The following is a 21,329-nucleotide window of genomic DNA, read 5'->3' as shown; positions in this document are numbered from 1 at the left end:
GCCGGGTCAGGAGGTCGTCTGCGCGGACGCGACCGCCGAGAGGACCGCCGAGGCCGCCGGAACCGCCGGGAGCGGCGCGGGGAAGGGCTTGCGGAAGGTGAACGCGAGCGGGCCGTCGCCCTGTTCGCGCAGCAGCGCGATGCGCTCCATGGCCTCGGCGGTCGTCGGGCGATGGCCTGCGGGTACCCACCACAGCGCCTGATGGTGCTCAGCCATCTTCACGAACCACTCCCGTCGCCGGCTGAGCACCTTCAGGTGCTCGCTGCGGTAGGTGAAGTCCCGCAGCGCCTGGACCGACTCCCACACGGAGCAGTTGATCAGGAGCAGGTCGTCCGTCCCGTCGGGCCGCAGGCCCGTCGAGTCCTGTCCCTCGTCGTCCACCATGCGCCAGACGAAACCGGCCGCGTGGTCGGCCAGGGCGTTGATCTCGGGCAACTGCGCGACGAAGTCGGCCAGTTCGGGTCCGTCGAGCGGGCCGACGATGCGCCCGATGTTGACCTGGGCCAGCTGAAAGTTGGTCATGGGGTCAGCATGGCCGGACCAACCTTCTATAGTCAAGAGTCATTTGTTTTAGAAACGAGGGTGACACAGCACCCCTCCGGGGGCGGATCCATCGTCGCCGTCCAGTCCCCGCCACCGGCGCAGCCGGGAAGCAGGCCTTCGATGAAGGCGAGGTTCATCCCGCACACGAGGGCCGGGAACTCGTCGGCCAGCGAGTGGAACGGGCAGTTGTTCAGCCGGACCCTGTCCCCCTCCCGGTAGGGCTCGTACCCCCGCGACCGCAGGGCCTCGACCGGATCGACCTCCGCGCTCGGCGCCGCGTGCTCCGCGGCGCCGGCCGCCCGGGCGGCCGACTGCAGTTCCCGGTCGAGCGCGGCACCGTCGACGACCTTCGCGAGCAGCCGGCCTGCGGCATCGTAGGAGCGGGGCGGCAACGACACCCCGCGCTCGCCGGGCGCCCGCAGGTAGAGCTTCGCCGGCCGTCCCGCGCCCGGGCCGGTACGCCCGGACAGCCGCTGGTAGGAGACGGCCAGCAGACCCGCCTCGACGAGCTTGTCCAGATGGAAGGCAGCGAGCGAGCGGGAGACCCCGACCGCCGTGGCCGCCGCGTCGCGCCCCACCGCGCCCGGCGTCGCCACCACGTGCCGGTACAGCCCACGACGCACCGGGTCCGCCAGTGCACCCACGGCCTCGAAAACCTCATCTTCACTGTTCACGAGGCAACTCTATAACCAATGACTGCTATCAGTAGATGGCCGAGCCGCAGGCATGTGGTTGGCCGTCGCGGTCCACACGGTCCGTGCGACGTGGTACCGGACGGCATCACTCCATACGGCGGCGCTGCTCGTCGGTCCACGCCCGGGTGTCGCGCGGTTCGACGTAGGGCTCCTCGTCCGGCGGGCAGCCTCCGGCGATCGCGCGCTGGCGGGCCATCTCGGCGTCGAACTCCAACCCCAGCAGCACGGCGAGGTTGGTGATCCACAACCACACCAGGAAGACGATGACGCCGGCGAGGGTCCCGTAGGTCTTGTTGTACGAGGCGAAGTTGGCCACGTAGAAGGCGAAGCCGCCCGAGGCGACCATCCAGATCAGCAGGGCGAGAACGCTGCCCGGGGTCACCCACGTGAACCCACGGCCCTTGGCGTTGGGCGCGGCCCAGTACAGCAGCGCGATCATGATCGTCACGAGCACCACCAGCACCGGCCACTTCGCGATCGACCACACGGTCAGCGCGCTGTCACCGATACCCAGCGCGGCACCGGCCTGACGGGCCAGGCCGCCGGTGAAGACCACGATCAGAGCACTCGCACACGCGAGGACCATCAGCACCACGGTCAGACCCAGTCGCAGCGGCAGCACCTTCCACACCGGGCGGCCCTCGGGCACGTCGTAGACGGCGTTGGACGCGCGGATGAACGCGGCGATGTACCCGGACGCCGACCACACCGCGAGGGCCAGACCCACGATCGCCAGCACCGAGCCGACCCCGCTGTTGCCCTGCAGTTGCTTCACCGCGTCGGTGACCACATCGCGGGCCGAGCCCGGGGTGAGCTGCTGCACGTTGTCCAGGATTCGCTGAGTCGTCGACTCCCCCGCGATGCCCAGCAGGGATACCAGGACCAGCAGAGCCGGAAAGAGGGCGAGAATCCCGTAGTAGGTCAGGGCCGCCGCCCGGTCGGGCAGCTCGTCCTCCCTGAATTCCTCGACCGTGCCCCGCAGCACCGCCCACCAGGAGCGTTTCGGCAGCTCGGTGGGGCGGTCGGGTGCCTCCTCCTCCACCTGCTCGTCCGGACCCACGCTTTCGTCCCGGTCCGGGGCTGAGCGATCGCTCTCGGCTTCATGCACGGGTTCGTGCTCGGGTTTCGGTGTGAGGGGTGACATACCTTGCGGCTTTCCCGCAATACCCCGCCCATGCTTCGGCGAGGCCAACCGTGACCGGCGGCTTTCGGACCCGCACTCGCACGTCCACCCATTCGAGGGCTCGGTGTTTGCCGCCCGTCGAAGCGGTCAGGCGCAAGGTCACTGACCGACGAAAGCGAGGTGCGCGATGGGACTCCTGGTCCTGCTTACTGCTCCGATGGTTCTGGCTCTCATTCTGGTCTGGAGCAATCCCCCGCAGGGCGCCCGGCACCGTTCCGGCGACCGCGAAGCCTCCGCCCCGTCGACCCGCCGCAGCCACCGGCGGCCCACCCACGCCTGACCCGGCCCCCCGACCATTCGGGGGGCTCCGCACTGCAGAACCGATCACCGAATTCGGGAGCACCACGTAGTGCTGTGGATACTCTCCGAGCTCGCACATCTCGACTCCGCCGACGAGCGCTTCGACGCCAAGATGACCGTTCTCATCGAGAACGTACGCCATCACGTCGAGGAGGAGGAGAAGGAGTGGTTCCCCGAGGTGCGGAAGGCGATGGGGCGCAACCGACTGCAGGAGGTCGGCACTCAGCTGGAGGCCGCCAGATCAACGGCGCCGCGTAGCCCCCTCGCGGTTCCCAGCGCGAGGAAGTAGAGGACCGCGTGCGTGGCGCACCCCGCCCCGATCGGCAGCAGGGCGGGGCAGCACGTGACGCGGAGCGGTCCGGGCGGAACTACTGCGCGGGCGCTTCGGTATAGGTCCGCAGCGCGTCCTCGATCGTGTCGTAGAGCGGGTTCATCAAACTCACACCGGTCAGTTCCAAGAGCCTGCGCACCGCCGGCGCGGGTGCGACCAGCAGGACGCGTCCGCCGGCCTGGCCGATGTCCCTGATCAGCTCGAGCACGACCCGCAGCCCGGAGGAGTCCATGAACGGCATCTGGGAGAGGTCCAGCATCAGGTGCCGGTACCCGAGCGCCATCTGATCGGAGAGCTGTCGCTGCAGCTCCGCGGCGGCGTCGTAGTCGAGTTCCCCTCGAATCGACACCACCGCACGCTCGGGACCATGAGCGGTGACGGTGACAGCCAGTGCGGCAGGCTCAGCGGGCACAGCGGACCTCCAAATATCGACGACACCGCACCGCTACCCTCGATTCGCCCCACCACTCCCACCGAAACGGCCGATCCGCCGCGCGGTCGCAGTTGTGTCGTGTCGGCCCGTCTCAGGCAGTGAGGTGGAGCCGCAGCGTCAGGCCGGTGGAGGTCGCGCGGATCTCGACGAGGTCACTCAGCTGGTGGATCATCCACAGACCGCGGCCGCCGTTGGCGGAGGACAGGGCGGGACGGCTGCGTCCGGAGAGCGGATCACGCAGGTGCCCGGCGTCGGAGATCTCCGCTATGACCGTGCCGTCCGAGGTCTTCCACAACCGCAGCGTCCCGCTGCCGCCGCCGTGCCGCAGGGAGTTGGTGGTCGCCTCGCTCACTGCGAGTACCAGGTCGCCGGCTCGGCCCGGGGTCAGGGCGGTGCGCGTCGCCCACCCGATCACGCGGTCGCGCACGTCGGCGAGCCCACCGGTGGTGTAGAGCACGGTCAGCGCGTCGTCGGGCGGCAGCGGCAGGGGCTGGTCGCAGTCGCCGCACACCACCGCGGCATCGGCATAGGCGTCGCTGAGGTGGTCCTGGCCGTCCACGATGAGCGTGGGATGCGTGCGCCGGGCATCGGCGATCACCTGTTCCGGCAGGCCCGGAACGAAGTAGGGGCACAGGATCGTGGCGGTGCGGCGGGCGAAGGCCGTGTTGATCAAAGCCTCGTGGCGGGTGGCCTCCAGCATCTCGGCCGACGTGCGGGCGGGCCAGATCGGCTCGCCCACGATGCGCGCCGCCCGACCGGCGCTCCGGTCGGCGAAGCCCTGCAGGGCGGACAGGATCCGGCCGGGATTGCGTCCCAGGACCGTCATGTCCGCGAAGTCCACCGCCGCGGCGGCATCCCCCAGCGCATCGCGCAGCGGCCCGAGCTTGTCTCCGGGGACAGCGACGAAGGCCGGTTCGCCGGCCTCGACCGCGGCGCGCACGAAGCCGCCCACCTCGCGCAGGTACTCGTCCTGGGTGCTGTAGAAGAGGGCGGGGTGGACGAACGAGTCGGAGGCCGGCGGCGTGGTCACGGTGGTCGTCATGCGGCAATCTCCAGGACATCGCACTCGGCGGGGAACATCGCGGCCGCGCGCACCAGGGATGCCGGCGGGCTCTGCAGCACCAGGCGGCGGCCTGTCTCCCGGAGGGACACGGTCGTGGACACCAGTTGAGCGAGGGCGTCGACGTCCAGGAAGTCCATAGCCGCCAGATCAACATGGACGACAGGGCCGGGCATCCTGGCGACATTCCGCAGGACCACCGCGAGGGCGGACCGGGTGTCCAGGTCCGCGTGCCCGTGCAGCCTCACCCCGGGGCCGTCCGGTGACACGCTGACCGCCAGCGGCAACTCCGCGACGGGGTGGGAGTGGGAAGCGGGAACGCCGGGCGGGCGCGGGGAGTGGGCGGCGACGGCCAGCTCGGCACCGGCGGCGGAAACGCGGTCGAACAGGCACAGGCCGGTCAGGGGAAGAGCCGCGCAGACCTCCCGGTCCAGGCGCAGCTCGTACTCCAGGACCCTCTCGGCCCCCGGGATCTCGCGCGCGCACCAGGCCATCTCGCTCGCGATCCGCACGCCCGGGAACCCCTGGCCCAGTGCTTCCTCGCACGCTGCCCGCATGCCCGCCAGGACCACGTCCGGATCGAAGGGCAGCTGCCGCAGATAGGAGTCGGTGGCCTCCTGGATGAGGAGCCGGCCGCGGCGGGCGGCGGCCTCCACATCCACGCCCCGCTCGCGCAGTACCTGATCGACGGCCTGCGGCGGGTGGACGTCCGTGACGTACACGACGCGCTGTCCGCACTCCAGACCCTCGCGGACGAAACGGGTCACGGTCTCGGCCCATTCCCGTTCGTCGCCGTAGACCACGCACGAGTGTCCGCCCCCGGACGTGACAGGGCTGGTTGAGTCCGCTGAGGACACGTCATTCCTCCTAGCCGAGGTCTCCGGCAACGCAGCATCATACCCGCACCGCGAACCGCGGTGCCATCTGCTCCGGCCTCCGCGACCGACGGCACCGGCGCCGCACCCGCCTCTCGAAGCGTGCCGGCCGCCCGTCCACACGTGGGGGCGGAGCAGCCGTTCGGGTGAAACGTCAGAACTTGTCCCGTGGTCGGTAGTTGAGCAGCATGTTCCTCGTGTTGTCCGTATCGCCTCAAAGGATCCTCATGTTCAAGAAGTTTCTCGGCACCGCCGCGGTGGCCGTCTCCGTCATCGGCGTGTCCGCCGCGTTCGTCTCCCCGGCCATGGCCATCGGGAACGACGGTGGAGCCTCCACGACGAACGGAAACGGTGCCGAGTCGAACTACGGCAACACCCACACCGACGGCACGCTGAGCCCGCAGGTCGGCCTCGTCCAGGGAACGCTCAACAAGCCGTGCATCGGCCTGCCCGTCAAGGCGAACGTCGGCTCCCTCATCGGCCTCATCCCGATCACGGTTCAGGACATCAACGTCCTGTCCTCCCCGCAGAACCAGCAGTGCACCGAGAACTCGTCCCAGATCAAGGGCGACGAGCCGCTGTCGCACATCCTGGACCAGATCCCGGTGCTCTCGGGCAACGGCGTCGACAACAACTGATCTCCGCCCGGCAGTAACCCGAGGGGCCCGAACCGCGCACCGGTGTCCGGGCCCCTCGTGGCGCCCGGACACCGGGCCGGACCATGTCCTGCGCCCCAGCGTCCGGCCACGTTCCGTCGCGCGAGGCGTCCATTCGGTGGAACACCCGTGACCTGCCGCGGAGCAGCACCGTTGTGGGGTCGACGCCGTGCGCCCTGCGGCGCAACCAACCTTCAAGGAGACTTCGATGTCCCGTATTGCCCAGGCAGCCGCCATCACCGCCGCGGCCGGCGCCGTCCTGGCCGCCGGTGCCGGTATCGCCACCGCGGATGCCGATGCCCACGGTGCGGCCGTCGGCTCCCCCGGCGTCCTGTCCGGCAACCTCCTGCAGGTGCCGGTCCACGTGCCGGTCAACGTGTGCGGCAACACCGTCGACGTCATCGGCCTGCTGAACCCGGCGTTCGGCAACACCTGCCAGAACATCGACGGCCAGCACGACACCGACAACGGCAAGGGCGGCTGGGCCAGCCACAACGGCTGACCGCTCCGTCAGGGGCCCGGGGCGCCGATCCGAGTACGGCGACCCGGGCCCGTGACCCCGGTCCGGGCCGCGACATCCGTCGGGATGTCCGCTCAGTCACCGGGCCAGGTACCGGTGACCCGGCGCCAGCCGGCGGCTCCGCCGCGCTGAACGGCCGCCCGGACCACCGCGAAGATCAGGCCCTGGATGGCCGCGGCGGCGAGCACCTCTCCCCAGCCGTGATCCTGCTCAAGGGGCTCCGGGGCGTCCTGACCGGGACCGACACGGTCCCAGATCTTCCGGAAGACCAGCCCGGCCAGGGTGCCGCCCACCATCCCCACGACCAGGCCGACCGGCTTGTACACGACTTTCGCTGCCTTGGGCACGTTGTACCTCTCCCGGCTCGAGTGTTCCCGGCTCACGCGTTCGCGCCGACAGGACCGCGCCGAGTCCACCTGCCGCGGCACCGCACGCCGCGAGGGGCCGTCCCTGGATCGGCGTATGGACGCCCATCGTGACCTCCGATACGAGACCCGCTGACTGCGGACCGGCTGCCTCATCACTCTGCGGGCACACGGGCCGCCGCGCATCCGCGTCGGGCCGTTGGGGTCCGGGAGCATGCACGGTGACGTGGCAGGGGGCGGACTGCGCGCCGGCGAAGAAGAACCCCGCGTGGAGAGGTCTCACCGTGCGAGGGCGTGTCACATGCGCTGAGCCAGGCCCGGGTACGTGACGACGAGACCGTCGGCATCCAGGGTGAGGTCCGCCCGGTACGTGCCCGAGGCGTAGCGCACGCGCTGCGCACCGAGGTGTGTGTACGTCTGCCGGTTGGGCCGGACCACGAGGCCGGGGACCTGGATCCAGGCCATCAGGAAGTCCCGCTCTCCCGGCAGGCGCTGCAGGGCATGGCGCAGCACGGGCATCGTGTTGGTCAGGGGCGAGAGTCCGAGGTCGCAGTCGAGAGCGCCGTCCAGTTCGGGTGCGGGCGCTCCGTTCACCGTCCACCGGCCGTCCGGCTCCCGGCGCAGGTCCAACTCGGCCGTCCCGCTCGCGGTGTCGGCGGTGGCTTGCAGCCGTCGGGTCACGAAGCCTTCGGCGGTGTGCAGTTCATAGGCGATCCAGTAGGGCTCGGGCACCGTGCCGCATACCCGGCCGCGCGCCCGCAGCGTGCTGCCGTCGACCTCGATCCACGCGGTCTCGTACCCGGCGCTCTCCTCGACCGCCCAGGTCACGGCGCGGGATCTGCTCATGCTGCCATCCTAGCCAGAGGGCATGGCCGGTTCCGGGCGGTGCGATCGGGGTTCATGGCAGCTCCGGGCACGCCGACGGGCGGCAGGGCCGTGAAGCCCTGCCGCCCGTCGCGGACACCTGGTGACGAACGCGGTCAGGATGCGCGGGCGACCGTGCGCGGCCACTGCCTGAGGACCAGCGCCGTCGCCGCCAGGAGAGCCGCGACGATCGCGCAGAGCACCGTGAGGATGGTCGCGCCGGCGATGGCACCGCCCCAGCTGTCCCGGAGCAGGGGGACGGAGCTGAAGGCCGCGGCGAAGGAGTGCGCCGTCACGGTGACGACGGCCGCTGCCGCGCTGGCCGCCCAGATCCACACCGTGTCCCGCATGGCCAGCAGACCCGCCAGGATCAGGCAGAGCAGGGCGATGCCCAGGGACAGGCCCGCTGCCACGTCGCCGGCGCGCAGGCCGGCGATGTCGGACGGCAGGTGGACCGCGCCGATCACCAGCAGTGCCACGGCGGCGGGCCAGCGCAGGACGGACCGCGTCGCCGACGCCGCCGAGGGTCGCCGTACGGCGGCGTTCGGGGCGAGGGCACCTGAGGCGCCCCGGCTCTTCGTGAACCGCGCGGTGTTCAGGGCGGCCAGGGCGCCCGCGGCAGGAAGGCGGGGGGCGACCGGGGCATTGAAGGCACCGCGGGGATCGGCCACCGGCTCGTTCACGAAGGCGACGGTTTCCGGCGGCCGCACTTCGCCGTGGTCGGTGGCGAAGATGGTGAGCAGCTCCGCCACCTCCTCGATGGGGCGGCCCATCGCCGCCGCCCGCAGCGCCTTCTCGGCGTCGCCGGGCTTGTGCGGGGGCTCGTTCAGCAGGGCGACCAGGCGGAGGACGTCGGGCAGCGGCCGGGACACGGCAGCCAGGTGCAGGGCCTCGTCGCCCAGGGGCGGGAACCCACCGCTCTCGTTGAGCAGGTTCACGAGGGCGACGACTTCGTCCACGGATCGCGTGGTTGCCACCGCGCGAAGGAGAGTGAGTCGGTCTTCCTCGCCCTGACCTATGCATTCGCGTTCGTTCCGGGGTGAGCTGAGATCTGTTGCCATGACACGGTTTCCTTTGCGGAGCCATCGAGGCGAGGCGCCTTCGGCCGACACTGTGCGTCACACGCGACGCACAGTGAGTCCTATAACAGCCGACATATCCTGTCCGCGCCATTCGGGACGGCTCAGCGGTCAGGACGACGGCGGTGTCCGAAGTCCCCGAAGGAGCAGCTCGACCAGTCGGCGGGGGTCGTAGCGAGGGTCGCTGTCCCGTCCGATGCAGAGGTTGCCGATGCCGCGCATCAGTTCGTAGGCGTGCGTACCGGGTCCGATCTCGCCGGCGCCGGCCGCGGCGTCGAGCAGTTGCGTGCAGACGGGCACCAGGCGGTCGAGGAAGTACGTGTGGAGTGCCTCGAAGCCGCTGCTGTCCGACTGCAGCGCGTTGGCGAGTCCGTGCTTCGTGACCAGGAAGTCGACGAAGAGGTCGACCCATTGGCGGAGCGCCGCGAACGGGGAGTCGGCGGCGGCCAGCAGGCTCGGCCCGGCCTCGGCGCACGCCTCGACCTGGCGGCGGTAGACGGCGACCACCAGGTCCGCCCGCGTCGGGAAGTGGCGGTAGATCGTGCCCATCCCGACGCCCGCCCTGGCGGCGATCTCGCGGATGGGCGCGTCGACGCCGGAGGTGACGAACACCGCGGCGGCGGCGTCGAGCAGCGTCTGGCGGTTGCGCTGCGCGTCGGCGCGCTTGCTGCGGGCCGGCACCTCCCCGGAGGGGCTTGCCGTGGGCACCACGCTCTCCTTCCGTCCGTCCGTCGTTGACAAAACGGAACAGCGCTCCGTATATTAATCGGAACGACGCTCCGCTTTGATTCTAGCCGAAGCCGGACGCTCCCGACCGCCTTGCCCCCGCCGACCCGGCGGGATCCGTGGCAGTGGCCATCGAAGGGATACGCCTCATGAGTGAACCGACCCGCCCCACTGACCCCGCCGGCTCGTCCACCCCCGTCCTGTCGGTCGGCCCGGTAGTGCTACCGACCCCCGACCGAGCCGTTGACCTGCAGATACGCGTCTCCGCCCCCATGACCGGGGACGACCTGCCGGTCATCCTCCTTTCGCACGGCCAGGGCTACTCCAACCATCTCTCCTCACTGAACGGCTACGCCCCGCTCGTCAACTTCTGGGCGGCGCACGGCTTCGCCGTGATCCAGCCCACCCATCTGAGCTCCAGGACGCTGAGCCTGGACCCCGAGACCCCCGGGGCGCCCTTGCACTGGCGCTCGCGCGCCGAGGACATGACGCGCGTCCTCGACCGGCTCGACGCGATCGAGGCCGCCGTCCCGGCTCTCCGCGGCCGGCTGGACCACCACAGGGTCGCCGTGGCCGGGCACTCGATGGGCGGGCACACCGCGAGCCTGCTGCTGGGCGCCCGGCTCACCGATCCGGATGACGGAACGGTGGTGAACCTGGCCGAGCCCCGCATCACGGCGGGGGTACTGCTGGCCGCGCCCGGCAGAGGCGGCGACGCTCTGAGCAAGTCGACTGCCGAGAACTTCCCCTTCTTCCTGACCACGGACTTCTCCGAGATGACGACGCCCACGCTCGTGGTCGCCGGCGACCAGGACGCCTCGGCGCACCTGACCGTCCGGGGCCCGGAGTGGCACACCGACCCCTACGTCCTCGCCCCCGGCCCCAAATCCCTGCTCACCCTGTTCGGCGCGGAGCACGGGCTGGGCGGCGTCTCGGGATACGACGTCGCCGAGACCACGGACGAGAACCCCGGACGGGTCTCCGCGGTCCAGCGGCTCACCTGGGCCTACCTCCGCACGCAGTTCTACCCGGGCGACTCCGCCTGGCAGACGGCGTGTGACGCACTGACCGCCGGGGCAGCTCCGCTCGGACGCGTCGAATCCAAGTAGGCCGAGCAGCGCGGGCACCCGCCCCCGGGTCCGGCGGGGGCCCGCTGCCGAGGTGCCGCTTCAAGCATCCCGGGCTCGGCGAGGGTGCGCAGCAGAAGCCAGCCTTCATCGACGTCTTCCGCCGCTCCTTCGGGCACACCCCGGGCACCCACCAGCGACGTACCTGAACCGGGTCGCACCCGAACGCCCCGCAGGCCGTGCCTCACTCACGAGGGCGCCGGTATTCTGCACCGCGTGATCAACTCATCCGGGGATCCGGACGACGCCGCAGTGGCGACAGCCGCGGCCGGTGCCGGTGCGGACGTGGTGCGCGGCATGTACGGCCGGCGGCTCGCCCGCGTCGACAAGGGCGCCGGGGACTTCGCCACCGCCGCCGACATCGAGGCCGAGAAGGCGATCCTCGACGTCATCCGTTCCGCCCGGCCCGATGACGCGGTGCTCGGCGAGGAGGGCGGGCAGCAGGGTGCCGCCGAGGCTGCGCGCCAGTGGCTGGTGGATCCCCTGTGCGGCACGTTGAACTACGCCGTCGGCACCATGCTGGTGGCCGTCAACGTGGCCTTGCGCGACGGGCCGGCGGCGGTGGCCGATCCGTTCAGCGGCGAGGTCTTCTTCACCGACGGGGAGAGCGCCTGGGTGCGGCACAACGGAGCCGACGAGCCGTTGAGGCCCACGTCCGCAACGCGGTTGGTGGATGTCAACCTCGATCCGCCGTTCCCGAGCGCGCCCGGCTTCCGGGCCGTGAACCTGCTGGCCCGTACCGGGTTCGTCGAGCGGTTCCGGCCACGGGTGGTGTCCACGACCCTGGCGCTGGCCTGGGTGGCCGCCGGCAAGCGTGCCGCGTATGTCACCGACGGCGGTGACCTGTCAGGGAGCGTGCACTTCGCCGCGGGCATCGCCCTGTGCCGGGCCGCCGGCTGTGCCGTCACCGGGATCGACGGCGCACCGCTCGGGCGGACCGGCCGCGGACTCGTCGTGGCCGCCGACGCCGAAACCCACGAGCTGCTGATGTCGCTGATCCGCGGCACAGGTTAGAACCGCCTGGCCTGGCATCAGGCCAGCGAGCCGCCCGTCGCGTCGAGCCACTGCCCGGTGACCCAGCGGCCGTCCTCCGAGGCCAGGAAGGCGACGACGTCGGCGATGTCGGCCGGGGTGCCGACCCGGCCGAGGGCCGACATGGCGGCCGCGCCCGCCCAGGCCTCGTCGCTCGCCCGCAGCCAGTCGGCGTTGACGTCGGTGTCCACGATCCCCGGCGCCACCGTGTTGACGGTGATGCCGCGGGCGCCCAGCAGTTTGGACAGGTTCCTGGTGAACACGTCCAGCGCGCCCTTGGTCATGGAATAGGCGATCAGTTCCGGCATCACCGCGGCGTGGGTGAGGCCCGTCGAGATGTTGATGACGCGCCCGCCGTCGCGGAGCCGGTCGAGCCCCAACTGGGTGAGGAAGAACGGGGCCTTCGCGTTGACGGCGAACAGCCGGTCGTACTCCGTCTCCCCGATCTCCGCGAACGGCTTCGAGGTGCCGACGCCCGCGTTGTTGACGAGGATGTCCAGGCCGTCCGTGTGCTGGTCGAATGCCGCCCAGAGGGCCGCCGCGTCGCCCGGCACGCCCAGTTCCACCCCCAGCGCGAAGGCGGTGCCGCCCGCCGCTTCGATGGCGGCCACGGTCTCCTCGGCCGCCGCCCGGTTGCTGCCGTAGTGCACGCCGACGACGGCCCCGTCCCGGCCCAGTCGCTCGGCGATCCCCCGCCCGATGCCCCTGCTGCCGCCGGTGACCAGTGCCGTCTTTCCCATGAGCGAGCCCATGGCCGCGCCCCCTTCTTTCCGTATCGGTCGTTACAGAAAGAACGCTAGCACGTTCTCTAGCGAGCGCTATAGAATTGCGGGATGACGACGAAACAGCGGGGCAGGCCGCGGTCCTTCGACCGGGAGGCAGCGCTCCAGCAGGCCACGCTCGCCTTCTGGGCGCAGGGGTACGAAGCGACGTCGATCGCGGACCTGACCCGCGGGATGGGCATCGGGGCCCCGAGCCTCTACGCCGCCTTCGGCGACAAACGCGCCCTCTTCGAGGAGGTCGTCACGGCGTACGGCGCCACCCACGGCGACTTCGCCGGACGGGCGCTGGCCGAGGAGCCGACCGCCCGCCGCGGCATCGCGCGGCTGCTGCGCGAGGCCGCCGGCGAGTACACCGACCCCGGCCATCCGCGAGGCTGCCTGGTGATCAGCGCCGCGGCGAACTGCACCTCGGCCGAAGTCGTGGAGTCGCTGCGGGAGCGGCGCAACGAGAACGTGCGGGCGATCCGGCGCCGGATCCAGACCGACATCGACGCGGGGGTGCTGCCGTCCGACGCCGATGCCGGGGCGCTCGCGCACTACACGGCGGTCGTCGTGCAGGGGATGTCCCAGCAGGCCCGGGACGGAGCGAGCCGGGAGGAGCTGGAGGCGGTCGCGGAGCTCGCCCTGCGGGCCTGGCCGGAAGAGGCGGTCACGGCGTGACCGCCCGCTCGGGCGGGGCATGCGGCACCCACCTGGTGACGACCCCCGTACGTCACCAGGTGGGTAGCTTTTGTGTGCCGTGCCGTGCCGTGGACGCGGTGCCGCATTGGCGGGGCCGAGGGGTACGGCAGTCGCTTCCGACCCCTTAGTTCGTCGAATCGAAGTTATCTTGTTTCAGCGAACGGATCAAGTGGTTAAGGTTTTCCCAGTACGACAGCCCAGCAGTCGGAGAGCAGCTGAATGCCTTCTCGTCACTTCGACGGCCGCCGCGTCCGCGCGGTGCGCCGCGCTGCCGACCTGACCCAGAGCCAGGTCGCGAAGGCCCTGGGTATCGCCGACCCGACCGTTGCGAGCTGGGAGACCGAGCAGTCCTGCCCCGACGGGGACAGGCTGCCCGCCCTGGCGGCCGCCCTCGGAGCGGACCTGGACGTCCTGTTCCCCCGTGCGGGGCTGCCCGATCTCGCCGACCTGCGGTGCGACGCCGGCTACTCCCAGTACCAGACCAAGGACATCCTGGGGACGAAGAGCGCCGGGCCCGTCGCCAACGCCGAACGGGGCGTACGCCGCCTCCAGGCGGCGTACGCCGACGCTCTGGCAGACGCGTACGGGGTGGGGGTCCGGGAACTGCTGGCGGCACAGGAACGGTCCTTCGGCAACGACACCCCACTCCCCCGCACGCCGCCGGACGAACGCCGCCGCGACCCGCGCACCCTGTGCGAGAAGATCGCTTTCATGGTCGAGCACACGTATCAGGGCGGGCAGACGCCGCCCACCGACGCGGAGATCGCGCAGACCATCAACGCCCAGACCGGCGGCGCGGTCGTCTCCGAGAGCGCCGTGCACGACCTGCGCACCGGCGCCCGCACGGACGCGTCGCCGCAGATCCTGACCGGCCTCGCGGCGGCCTACCACGCTCCGCCGCAGTTCTTCCGACCCGACGACGAAGCCGTGCGCGAGCTGGCCGCGAACCTGGAGCTGATCGCCTCCTTCCGCCGTGGCGAAGTCGGCAACATGGCCACGCGCGGCGGCGGGGGTGCCTTGAACACCCGGCTGGTGTCCTTCCTCAACGACCTGCTGGACGACATCGAGGACGGCAAACTGCCGGGCGTGGGTACCGACACCGATCTGGACTGACGCGTGGCGGGCGAACGCCGGGTCGATGTCGTCGGTGGGGAAGAAGGCGTGCTCGCTGAGTTCGCTCTCCTGCACCGTGATCGACGCCTGCTGTTCGGCGCTGAGTTCGCCGCCGTCGAAGACGTACAGCACCTGCTCGCCGCGGCCGGGGACCGTGATCCAGGCAGTGGCGAGCAGGGGTCCGAGCTCCACGTCGATGCCGAGTTCCTCCCGGCCCTCCCGCACCGCGGCGACCGCGGGGGTCTCGCCCCGCTCGACATGACCGCCGGGCAGGTTCCAGAACGGCTTGTAGGTCGGGTTCACGAACAGGGCGTGTCCGTGTTCGTCGAAGCACAGCAGGCCCGCGGAGACGGTGGGACGGGCGTTGTTGTCGGTCATGTCGGTGCTGCTCACGCTTTCTCTGAGGGTCGGGGATTCGCTGAACGGCCGGGGTCCGCTACACGGTCACGTCGCTCCGCAGCAGGGCGCGGGCGGTTTCCGGGTCGGTGCGGCTGTAGGCCGCCCGGGTCCGCACGAACCGTTCCACCTGCACGTCGAAGTCGTCGTCGGCGGGCGGCACATCGACGGGCGCGCTGTGGGCCGTCGCACCGGCGGCCATGGCGACCAGCGTGCTCCTGATCCAGTACGCGTCGGCGACGGCCCGGGCCTCGTCCTCGGTGTGGCCCTGACGGTCGGCGAGCGCCGTGGCCCGCGCGTACAGGCCCGGTGTCGCGTAGTGGCTCAAGGTGCGCTGCACGTCGCTGATCTCGGTGATGTAGCGCTCCAGCCGCAGGTAGGGCGGCGGCGAGAGCTTCATGAGGTCCCGTCCCCGGTTCAGGCGCGCGGAGAAGCGGTGGCCGGGCAGCAGCGCGCTGGGCGCGCGGAGGATGACCGCGGGGACGGCCAGGGCCAGTTCGCGCCACAGCGGGTACAGGGCGCGCAGCGCGCGCTTCGCCTTCCGGCGGTTGACGAGGGCCTGGGTGGCCGGCGCGATCGTGCCCACGGCCCAGAGCAGGAACACCAGGTACAGCATCGCGTCGGTCACGTTCTCCTGCACGGTGATGAAGTGCGCGGAGACCGTGTGGACCGTGATGAGCGCGCAGTAGGCGGTGCGCACCACGGCGTACAGCACGGCCAGTGCCATCGCGACGGCCATCATCGTCAGGCCGATCCGCAGCGTCCAGCGCCGCGCCCGGCGGGCGGAGTCGCCCCACTGGTAGGCGCAGACGGCGGCCGCCGCCGCGGTGTAGAGGTAGAACAGGCCCATGTAGAGGGCCAGTCCCACCTCGCCGGCGTGGCGGGCCATGAAGTACGGGCTCTCGGTGTGCGTGCGGTCCAGGACGAGGAAGAACACCGCGGCCATGACGAGCACGGTGGCCACGGACGCCCGGGTCGCGACGCGGTGCACGGCCGCGGTGACGCGCACCCTGCGCAGGGCGGCGGCGTCGGACGCGGCGATGTCGCCGTCGACGGCGGTGACGTAGCGCAGCAGCACGCAGATGCCGGCGATGGTGATGACGTGCTTGAGCAGCGTCGCGAGGTCGACGGTGCCCAGGTCGTCGATGACGGCCCGGCCCAGGTCGGTGCGGAGCAGCCACGCGACGCCGAGCGCCGCGAAGGCGCCCCACAACGACCGTTCCCGGGACTGCCCGCGCAGCGCGGCCGGTATCCGCCACACCGCCTGGAAGAGCAGCAGAGCGATGATGGCGTAAGCGATGACGTCAGTCATGGGGAGGCACCTTCTTGCGGCGCGGACCCGCGATGGGCCGCGACAGGCTTTCGTCGAGATTGCGAAGCGTCACGTCACCGGTGATCCGGGCGTGGCGGGTCTCGTGGTGCAGGAGGTCGGCCAGTGTTTCGGCCCGGGCCTCGGCGTGCGTGGCATAGCCGCTGCGTGCCAGGACCTGGCCGGTGGCCAGCAGCCTGTCGATCATTTCCGGGGGCATGCCGGGGAAGAGCAGCGCGAGCTGCTCCCGCTCCGCGCCGGAGCCGTCCTCGCACCACAGATGGCACAGCTCATGGAAGATGATCTTCTTGCGGTGGAACTTCGTCGCCCCCTGGACGTGCAGGATCAGGTCCAGGGGGCGCTGACGGTGCTTCACCCACAGGCCGCAGGCGCCCGTCTGGCCCGGAACATCGGCGGGCAACTCGACCAGGCGGATCTCACGACCCCGCTCGGCCTCGATGTTCTTGATGAACGCGGCCACCGTGAAGGGTTCCGGCACCGGCATCTCGCGCAGGATGCGGCGGCACTCCCGGCGTAGCGCGCCCGGCGCCATGGGATCGCGACGCTGCCACCACATGGCCGCTCCTCCTCGCGAGTGCCGTGGGCAGGAGTGGTCAGCCCCTGTCGGCGGGCACGCTCAGGTCGCAGCGGCCGTTGGGTTCGCCTGTTCGAGCAGTAACGGTACGCCACCTCTCGGACACCGCGCGCACCACCCGCCCCTCCCGCACGTCGGGAACGCGCCTCCGCGGCCGGCCGTCAGTGGCCGAGAACAGCGCGCAAGGAGGGTTGCAGCAGGTCGGCGTGGGCGCGCACCATGTCGTCGCACAGGTCCCAGATGCGTTCGACGGGCAGGGCCGCGGCGGTGGCCGGGTCCATCATGGCGGCGTGCCGGATGTGTCGCGGCTCGTCGTGCAGTGCGGCCCGGACGACGAGGTCATTCATACTCAGGTAGGTGCGGTTGAGCGCGGCGCACTGGGGCGGCAGCAGGCCGACACGGGTGGGCTGAACGCCCAACGCATCGACGAGGCAGGGGACTTCGACGGTTCCGCCGGAGGGCAGGTTGTCGATCAGGCCGTGGTTGGGCACATTGCCGTAGACGGTGCGAGGGGTGCCGGTGGTGATGCTGTGGATGATCTGCGGGGCGTACTCCATGCTCCCCTCGACGGACAGCGGCGCTCCGGCGGCCAGTGCGGCGCGGGTCTTCTCGTACTCGGCGGCGTTCTCGTCGACGATCTCCAGGTACGCGCCGACCGGCAGCCGCAGCCGTTCGATCTCCTCATCGTGGTGCAGGTACCACGGCACGTACTCGGCGGAGTGCTCGCTGGTCTCGGTCGGGTAGTAGCCCAGCCGCCGGTACATGTCCACGCGGACCCGGCGGCGCAGTTGTGCGTCGTCGGCGATCAGGGCGTCCAGCCGGGGGTACAGGTCGGTGCCGTTGTGTTCGAAACGCAGCACCCAGGCCTGGTGGTTGACTCCCGCGGCGCGGTAGGAGACCTCCTCGTGCGGCACGCGCAGCAGGTCCGACAGGTCGCGCATGGTCCAGTACACCGAGTGGCACAGGCCCACGACACGGGTCAGGCCGGTGGCCTCGGTGAGGTACTGGACGTTCATGGCCATGGGGTTGGTGTAGTTCAGCAGCCAGGCGTCGGGGCAGAGCTCCTTCATGTCCCGGCCCAGCGATCGGAGCAGCGGGAAGGTGCGCAGCGCGCGGAAGATGCCGCCGACACCGAGGGTGTCGCCGATGGTCTGGCGCACACCGTAGGAGGCCGGGACGGCGAAGTCGGTGCGGGTCGACTCGCGCATGCCGACCTGGACGATGTTGATAACGAAGTGGGCGCCGTCGAGGGCCGCACGCCGGTCGGCGTGCGCGGTGATCCGCGGGGCCGCCCCGCGTTCCCCGGCGATGTGACGGGCGGCGCCGTGGGCGGTGGACAGCCGCTCGGCGTCGATGTCGTGCAGCGCGACGTGCGCGTCCTTGAGCTCGGGAAAGGCGAAGAGGTCCGCCAGCAACCCCTGGGTGAAGACGACGCTGCCGGCGCCGATGAACGCGATTTTCACAGTGGTCATGCGGGGTTCTCTCCATTACGGGTGGTGACGGGTGTTCGCGTGGGCCGGGTCCGGTCAGCCCTTCAGACCGCTGGACGTGATGGAGGTGATGAAGGACCGCTGCGCGCAGAGGAAGGCCAGCAGGACCGGCAGTACGGTGATGACGTTGCCCGCCATGACCGCGGCCCACTGGGTGTGGTGCTGGCCCTGGAAGGTCGTCAGGCCCAACTGCAGGGTGTAGTGGGTGTCGTGGTTGATGGCGATCAGCGGCCAGGACAGGTCGTTCCAGGTGGACAGGAACGTCAGGACGGCCACCGTGCTCAGCGCGGGACGGGACAGCGGCAGGACGATCAGGAACAGCACCTTCAGCCGCGAGCAGCCGTCGATCCAGGCTGCCTCCTCCAGTTCCCGGGGCAGGGACAGGAAGAACTGCCGCAGCAGGAACACCGCGAACGGGGTGACCAGGGACGGGACGATCAGGGCCCCCAGGGTGTCGATGAGCCCCAGCCGCTTCATGACCAGGAAGGTGGGGATCATGGTCAGCTGGAACGGGATCGCCATCGTCGCCAGCATCAGCGACAGCAGGACGCGCGAGCCGGCGAACCGCATGCGGGCGAACGCGTAACCGCCGAGCGACCCGAACAGCAGGTTGGACAGGACCGCGACCGACGAGACGATGAGCGAGTTGGCGAACCAGCGGGGGAACATGGCGTTGCCCAGCACATAGCGGTACCCCCCGAGGTCGACGTGGGACGGCCACAGGGCCGGCGGGAACCGGTTGATCTCCGCGTTGCTCATCACGGAGCTGAGCAGCAGCCAGATCAGCGGGATCGCGAAGAGCGCGGCCAGTGGGGCGAGCAGCAGGTGCCAGGCGCTGAACGGCAGCCACGTCCGCGGGCGTCGTGCGGGCCGCGGGGCCGGCTCGTGCGGGTGCCCGGTGGTGGCGGGGAGGGCGGAGGTCGCGGTCATCGGGGGGCTCCTTGCAGGCGGGCGGGCCCCCGGCGGCGGATCACGTGCAGTGCCGCGGTGGCCAGGAACAGGGCCAGGGCCAGGACGTAGGCGGCCGCCGCCCCGTAGCCGGCGGTGAAGTTCTTGAAGGCCTGCTCCCAGATGAAGTAGACGATCACGGTGGTGGAGCCGAGCGGTCCGCCCTTGGTCGTCACGTACACCAGGTCGAAGACCTGCAGGGCGTTGATGGTCTGCCACAGCAGCAGGAAGACGTTGACCGGCGTGAGTGTGGGCAGGACGACGTGGCGCAGCAGGTGCCGACGGCCGGCGCCGTCCAGCCGGGCCGCTTCGAGCAGGGAAGGCGGGACGTCCTGGAGGGCGGCGAGATAGACCACCACACAGAACCCGGTGCCGCTCCACAGCGAGATCGCGACGAGCACGAGCAGGGCCTGGCCGGGGTCGGTGAGGAACCCCTGGGAGGAGATGCCCAGCGCGTGCAGGGCGGAGTTGGCCGCGCCGAACTGCGGGTCGAGGATGAAGGAGAACAGCACGCCCTGGGCCGTGGCCGAGATGACGAACGGTACGAAGATCAAGGTGCGGTACAGGCCGACGAGCCGGATCCGCCGGTTCAGGACCAGCGCCAGGGCCAGCCCCAGACCGATGCTCAGCGGGACGTACAGAGCGGTGTACAGAACGGTGTTGCGCACCGCCTGGCTGAAGTGCGGATCGTGCCGGAGCGCCCGGTAGTTGTCCAGGCCGACCCAGCGGCTGGGGGTGACCAGGTCGTCGGCCTGGAAGGACAGCAGCAGCGACCAGACGACGGGAACGACGCTCAGTCCGAGGATGACCAGGACCGACGGGGAGATGAACGCCCAGGCCGTCGCGGACTCGCCCAGGCGCCCGCGGCGTCGCGGGCGCGGTGTACGAACGGCGTCGGAGAGCGTGAGGGGGGCGGGTAGACGGGACATACGGGGCTCCTCAACGCGGGATGAGCAGGGCGGCGTTGGCCTGGTCCGCGCATCGGCGCAGGGCGGTGGCGGGACTGCTCCTGCCGAGCAGCACGGCCACGACGGCTTCTCCCAGTGCCTCGGAGATCTGCGGATAGGCGGGGTGGGCGGGCCTGACCCGCGCGGACTCCAGGGCGTGGGTGAACACCGGCAGACCCGCGGTCCCGGCGGCCTGCGCCTTCCACTCGGGCAGGCTCTGGGTGCTCCGGCTCAACGGCAGGCTGCCGGCCTGGATGTCCCAGCGCACGTCCTGGCGCGGCTGCATGAGCCAGCTCACGAAGGTGCGCGCGGCCCGTACCCGGGCGGAGCCGTTGTCGAAGACCGTCCAGGTGTCGGGCCCGGAGATGGTCATCGGCCGGCGGCTGTAGCTGGGCAGCGGGACGACGTGGTAGTCGATCTCCGCCTGGGCGATGTCGGGCAGTTGCCACGGGCCGGTGGCGACCATGGCCATCCGGCCCGACGCGAAGACCTGGTACATCTGCTCGCTGCCGGGTTTGGGGTCGATGTACACGCTCCGGTCGCGGGCGAGTGCCCGCACCGTCTCCAGGGCGCGCACCCCGGCGTCGGCGAACCCGATGCCGCGCCCGTCCTCGGCGATGACCTCGCCGCCGAGGTCCCACACCATCGGCCACAGGCGCCACACGGTGTCCTCGTCGCCCACCCCGGGCCATCCGGTGCCGAAGACGCCGCGGGCGGGGTCGGTCAGCCGCTTGGCGGTCTCCTGGAACTCCTGCCAGGTCCAGCCCGCTTCGGGAAGCGGCACTGCCGCGTCGTGGAAGAGCTTCTTGTTGCACACCACCGCGAGCGCGTCCAGCAGTGCGGGAGCCGCGCGCACGCGCCGGTTGACCGTGACCGCCTCGCGGGCCGGCGTCCAGTAGTCGGTCCAGGGGACGGGGCCGGAGCGGACGGTGTCGGTCAGATCCACCACCTGGGGGCTGCGGGCGATGCCGGCGAGATCGGACCCGAAGATGTAGGCCACGTCCGGGTACGACCCGGAAGCCAGCGCCGCGGTCACCTTCTGCAGCATCACATCGGCCAAAACACCGCCGCCGACATCGACGCGGATGCCCGGATGGACGCGGCTGAACTCCTTCACCAGCCCTTCGATCGCCGCCCGGCCGGTGTCCGTCTGCCCGTGCCACAGCTCGATCGTGACGCGCCCGTCGGGTCCGACGCCGTCGCCGGACCCGGCGCCGCATCCGGGCACCAGCGCCGCGGCCGCGGCGCCGAACGCCGCACCGCTGCCGCGCCGCAGGAC

The 21,329-nt window shown here is 70.9% G+C and carries 25 protein-coding genes and 1 pseudogene; 8 read left to right on the top strand and 18 right to left on the bottom strand.

The features are described 5' to 3' along the window. Nucleotides 1-6 precede the first annotated feature (6 nt). The 3 genes from O3X23_RS16455 to O3X23_RS16445 form a co-directional block, all read right to left on the bottom strand. A complete protein-coding gene (locus tag O3X23_RS16455) occupies nt 7-522 on the bottom strand; it encodes a DUF3291 domain-containing protein (protein WP_269272130.1) in 516 nt (171 codons plus the stop codon). A 32-nt stretch (nt 523-554) separates the two neighbouring features. Then, nucleotides 555-1,217, bottom strand: coding sequence for a helix-turn-helix transcriptional regulator (locus O3X23_RS16450; protein WP_269272129.1), 663 nt, complete (start codon nt 1,215-1,217; stop codon nt 555-557). A 106-nt stretch (nt 1,218-1,323) separates the two neighbouring features. After that, entirely contained in the window at nt 1,324-2,382 is a 1,059-nt protein-coding gene (locus O3X23_RS16445; protein WP_269272128.1) for a YihY/virulence factor BrkB family protein, read from the bottom strand. A gap of 196 nt (nt 2,383-2,578) precedes the next feature. Here O3X23_RS16445 and O3X23_RS16440 point away from each other — a divergent pair, with 196 nt between their 5' ends. After that, the gene (locus O3X23_RS16440) at nt 2,579-2,701 is read left to right on the top strand and encodes a hypothetical protein (RefSeq protein WP_269272127.1); all 123 of its coding nucleotides are present in this window, start codon (nt 2,579-2,581) and stop codon (nt 2,699-2,701) included. A 15-nt stretch (nt 2,702-2,716) separates the two neighbouring features. Next, the gene (locus O3X23_RS16435) at nt 2,717-3,010 is read left to right on the top strand and encodes a hemerythrin domain-containing protein (protein WP_331283920.1); all 294 of its coding nucleotides are present in this window, start codon (nt 2,717-2,719) and stop codon (nt 3,008-3,010) included. A gap of 79 nt (nt 3,011-3,089) precedes the next feature. Here the strand turns inward: O3X23_RS16435 and O3X23_RS16430 are convergent, their stop codons facing one another. From O3X23_RS16430 to O3X23_RS16420, 3 genes are all read right to left on the bottom strand, one after another. Next, nucleotides 3,090-3,464 carry an anti-sigma factor antagonist gene (locus O3X23_RS16430; protein WP_269272125.1) on the bottom strand — a complete coding sequence of 125 codons (375 nt, stop codon included), beginning with the start codon at nt 3,462-3,464 and terminating at the stop codon, nt 3,090-3,092. A 112-nt stretch (nt 3,465-3,576) separates the two neighbouring features. Beyond that, the gene (locus O3X23_RS16425; protein ID WP_269272124.1) at nt 3,577-4,527 is read right to left on the bottom strand and encodes an anti-sigma factor RsbA family regulatory protein; all 951 of its coding nucleotides are present in this window, start codon (nt 4,525-4,527) and stop codon (nt 3,577-3,579) included. Next, nucleotides 4,524-5,402 carry an MEDS domain-containing protein gene (locus O3X23_RS16420; RefSeq protein ID WP_269272123.1) on the bottom strand — a complete coding sequence of 293 codons (879 nt, stop codon included), beginning with the start codon at nt 5,400-5,402 and terminating at the stop codon, nt 4,524-4,526. Before O3X23_RS16420 ends, O3X23_RS16425 begins: the two co-directional genes overlap by 4 nt. A 245-nt stretch (nt 5,403-5,647) precedes the next feature. Here O3X23_RS16420 and O3X23_RS16415 point away from each other — a divergent pair, with 245 nt between their 5' ends. Continuing rightward, nucleotides 5,648-6,058 carry a rodlin gene (locus O3X23_RS16415; RefSeq protein WP_269272122.1) on the top strand — a complete coding sequence of 137 codons (411 nt, stop codon included), beginning with the start codon at nt 5,648-5,650 and terminating at the stop codon, nt 6,056-6,058. Nucleotides 6,059-6,284: 226 nt separating this feature from the next. Continuing rightward, entirely contained in the window at nt 6,285-6,578 is a 294-nt protein-coding gene (locus O3X23_RS16410) for a chaplin (protein WP_269272121.1), read from the top strand. Nucleotides 6,579-6,670: 92 nt separating this feature from the next. Here the strand turns inward: O3X23_RS16410 and O3X23_RS16405 are convergent, their stop codons facing one another. From O3X23_RS16405 to O3X23_RS16390, 4 genes are all read right to left on the bottom strand, one after another. Further along, nucleotides 6,671-6,943 (bottom strand): DUF4235 domain-containing protein, encoded by a 273-nt coding sequence (locus tag O3X23_RS16405; RefSeq protein WP_269272120.1) that lies wholly within the window; start codon nt 6,941-6,943, stop codon nt 6,671-6,673. 315 nt (nt 6,944-7,258) lie between these two features. After that, a complete protein-coding gene (locus O3X23_RS16400) occupies nt 7,259-7,807 on the bottom strand; it encodes a putative glycolipid-binding domain-containing protein (protein WP_269272119.1) in 549 nt (182 codons plus the stop codon). A gap of 134 nt (nt 7,808-7,941) precedes the next feature. Further along, a complete protein-coding gene (locus tag O3X23_RS16395; protein WP_269272118.1) occupies nt 7,942-8,802 on the bottom strand; it encodes a hypothetical protein in 861 nt (286 codons plus the stop codon). Nucleotides 8,803-9,015: 213 nt separating this feature from the next. After that, nucleotides 9,016-9,612, bottom strand: a complete 597-nt coding sequence (locus O3X23_RS16390; protein ID WP_269272117.1) for a TetR/AcrR family transcriptional regulator — start codon at nt 9,610-9,612, stop codon at nt 9,016-9,018. Between the two features lie 167 nt (nt 9,613-9,779). On the opposite strand from O3X23_RS16390, the gene O3X23_RS16385 reads away from it, so the two are divergent. Both O3X23_RS16385 and O3X23_RS16380 read left to right on the top strand, forming a co-directional pair. Further along, nucleotides 9,780-10,739: an alpha/beta hydrolase family protein gene (locus tag O3X23_RS16385; protein ID WP_269272116.1), complete on the top strand. Its 960-nt coding sequence runs from the start codon at nt 9,780-9,782 to the stop codon at nt 10,737-10,739. Between the two features lie 234 nt (nt 10,740-10,973). After that, nucleotides 10,974-11,771, top strand: a complete 798-nt coding sequence (locus O3X23_RS16380) for an inositol monophosphatase family protein (RefSeq protein ID WP_269272115.1) — start codon at nt 10,974-10,976, stop codon at nt 11,769-11,771. Nucleotides 11,772-11,788: 17 nt separating this feature from the next. On the opposite strand, the gene O3X23_RS16375 is transcribed toward O3X23_RS16380, so the two are convergent. Continuing rightward, entirely contained in the window at nt 11,789-12,541 is a 753-nt protein-coding gene (locus tag O3X23_RS16375; RefSeq protein WP_269272114.1) for an SDR family oxidoreductase, read from the bottom strand. Between the two features lie 81 nt (nt 12,542-12,622). Here O3X23_RS16375 and O3X23_RS16370 point away from each other — a divergent pair, with 81 nt between their 5' ends. Together O3X23_RS16370 and O3X23_RS16365 are read left to right on the top strand one after the other, a co-directional pair. Continuing rightward, on the top strand, nt 12,623-13,231 hold the full coding sequence (locus O3X23_RS16370; RefSeq protein ID WP_269272113.1) for a TetR/AcrR family transcriptional regulator: 609 nt from the start codon (nt 12,623-12,625) through the stop codon (nt 13,229-13,231). Between the two features lie 240 nt (nt 13,232-13,471). Then, the gene (locus O3X23_RS16365) at nt 13,472-14,365 is read left to right on the top strand and encodes a helix-turn-helix domain-containing protein (RefSeq protein ID WP_269272112.1); all 894 of its coding nucleotides are present in this window, start codon (nt 13,472-13,474) and stop codon (nt 14,363-14,365) included. A gap of 27 nt (nt 14,366-14,392) precedes the next feature. On the opposite strand, the pseudogene O3X23_RS16360 reads toward O3X23_RS16365, so the two are convergent. The 7 genes and pseudogenes from O3X23_RS16360 to O3X23_RS16330 all read right to left on the bottom strand — a co-directional run. Beyond that, nucleotides 14,393-14,743, bottom strand: a pseudogene (locus O3X23_RS16360) (NUDIX domain-containing protein); the annotation flags it as partial. A gap of 58 nt (nt 14,744-14,801) precedes the next feature. Further along, on the bottom strand, nt 14,802-16,073 hold the full coding sequence (locus O3X23_RS16355) for an MAB_1171c family putative transporter (RefSeq protein ID WP_269272111.1): 1,272 nt from the start codon (nt 16,071-16,073) through the stop codon (nt 14,802-14,804). Further along, a complete protein-coding gene (locus O3X23_RS16350) occupies nt 16,066-16,647 on the bottom strand; it encodes a hypothetical protein (protein ID WP_269272110.1) in 582 nt (193 codons plus the stop codon). The genes O3X23_RS16355 and O3X23_RS16350 overlap by 8 nt, the downstream gene beginning before the upstream one ends. Nucleotides 16,648-16,826: 179 nt before the next feature. After that, entirely contained in the window at nt 16,827-18,137 is a 1,311-nt protein-coding gene (locus O3X23_RS16345) for an alpha-glucosidase/alpha-galactosidase (protein WP_269272109.1), read from the bottom strand. Nucleotides 18,138-18,191: 54 nt separating this feature from the next. Further along, entirely contained in the window at nt 18,192-19,085 is an 894-nt protein-coding gene (locus tag O3X23_RS16340) for a carbohydrate ABC transporter permease (RefSeq protein WP_269272108.1), read from the bottom strand. Next, on the bottom strand, nt 19,082-20,032 hold the full coding sequence (locus O3X23_RS16335) for a carbohydrate ABC transporter permease (RefSeq protein ID WP_269272107.1): 951 nt from the start codon (nt 20,030-20,032) through the stop codon (nt 19,082-19,084). The genes O3X23_RS16340 and O3X23_RS16335 overlap by 4 nt, the downstream gene beginning before the upstream one ends. Nucleotides 20,033-20,042: 10 nt before the next feature. Further along, nucleotides 20,043-21,329 (bottom strand): extracellular solute-binding protein (locus O3X23_RS16330; protein WP_269272106.1); only part of this gene is annotated, 1,287 nt, incomplete at its 5' end.

Origin of the sequence: Streptomyces sp. H39-S7, from assembly GCF_027158205.1 — a bacterium.
Taxonomy (GTDB): domain Bacteria; phylum Actinomycetota; class Actinomycetes; order Streptomycetales; family Streptomycetaceae; genus Actinacidiphila.
This window is presented reverse-complemented; position numbering and strand designations above follow the sequence as displayed.

Coding starts and splice junctions, on each gene's coding strand:
- O3X23_RS16415 (WP_269272122.1), top strand. CDS start 5,648: ATGTTCAAGAAGTTTCTCGGCACCGCCGCGGTGGCCGTCTCCGTCATC.
- O3X23_RS16365 (WP_269272112.1), top strand. CDS start 13,472: ATGCCTTCTCGTCACTTCGACGGCCGCCGCGTCCGCGCGGTGCGCCGC.
- O3X23_RS16410 (WP_269272121.1), top strand. CDS start 6,285: ATGTCCCGTATTGCCCAGGCAGCCGCCATCACCGCCGCGGCCGGCGCC.
- O3X23_RS16455 (WP_269272130.1), bottom strand. CDS start 522: ATGACCAACTTTCAGCTGGCCCAGGTCAACATCGGGCGCATCGTCGGC.
- O3X23_RS16355 (WP_269272111.1), bottom strand. CDS start 16,073: ATGACTGACGTCATCGCTTACGCCATCATCGCTCTGCTGCTCTTCCAG.
- O3X23_RS16425 (WP_269272124.1), bottom strand. CDS start 4,527: ATGACGACCACCGTGACCACGCCGCCGGCCTCCGACTCGTTCGTCCAC.
- O3X23_RS16375 (WP_269272114.1), bottom strand. CDS start 12,541: ATGGGCTCGCTCATGGGAAAGACGGCACTGGTCACCGGCGGCAGCAGG.
- O3X23_RS16345 (WP_269272109.1), bottom strand. CDS start 18,137: ATGACCACTGTGAAAATCGCGTTCATCGGCGCCGGCAGCGTCGTCTTC.
- O3X23_RS16440 (WP_269272127.1), top strand. CDS start 2,579: ATGGTTCTGGCTCTCATTCTGGTCTGGAGCAATCCCCCGCAGGGCGCC.
- O3X23_RS16335 (WP_269272107.1), bottom strand. CDS start 20,032: ATGTCCCGTCTACCCGCCCCCCTCACGCTCTCCGACGCCGTTCGTACA.
- O3X23_RS16445 (WP_269272128.1), bottom strand. CDS start 2,382: ATGTCACCCCTCACACCGAAACCCGAGCACGAACCCGTGCATGAAGCC.
- O3X23_RS16370 (WP_269272113.1), top strand. CDS start 12,623: ATGACGACGAAACAGCGGGGCAGGCCGCGGTCCTTCGACCGGGAGGCA.
- O3X23_RS16340 (WP_269272108.1), bottom strand. CDS start 19,085: ATGACCGCGACCTCCGCCCTCCCCGCCACCACCGGGCACCCGCACGAG.
- O3X23_RS16400 (WP_269272119.1), bottom strand. CDS start 7,807: ATGAGCAGATCCCGCGCCGTGACCTGGGCGGTCGAGGAGAGCGCCGGG.
- O3X23_RS16385 (WP_269272116.1), top strand. CDS start 9,780: ATGAGTGAACCGACCCGCCCCACTGACCCCGCCGGCTCGTCCACCCCC.
- O3X23_RS16350 (WP_269272110.1), bottom strand. CDS start 16,647: ATGTGGTGGCAGCGTCGCGATCCCATGGCGCCGGGCGCGCTACGCCGG.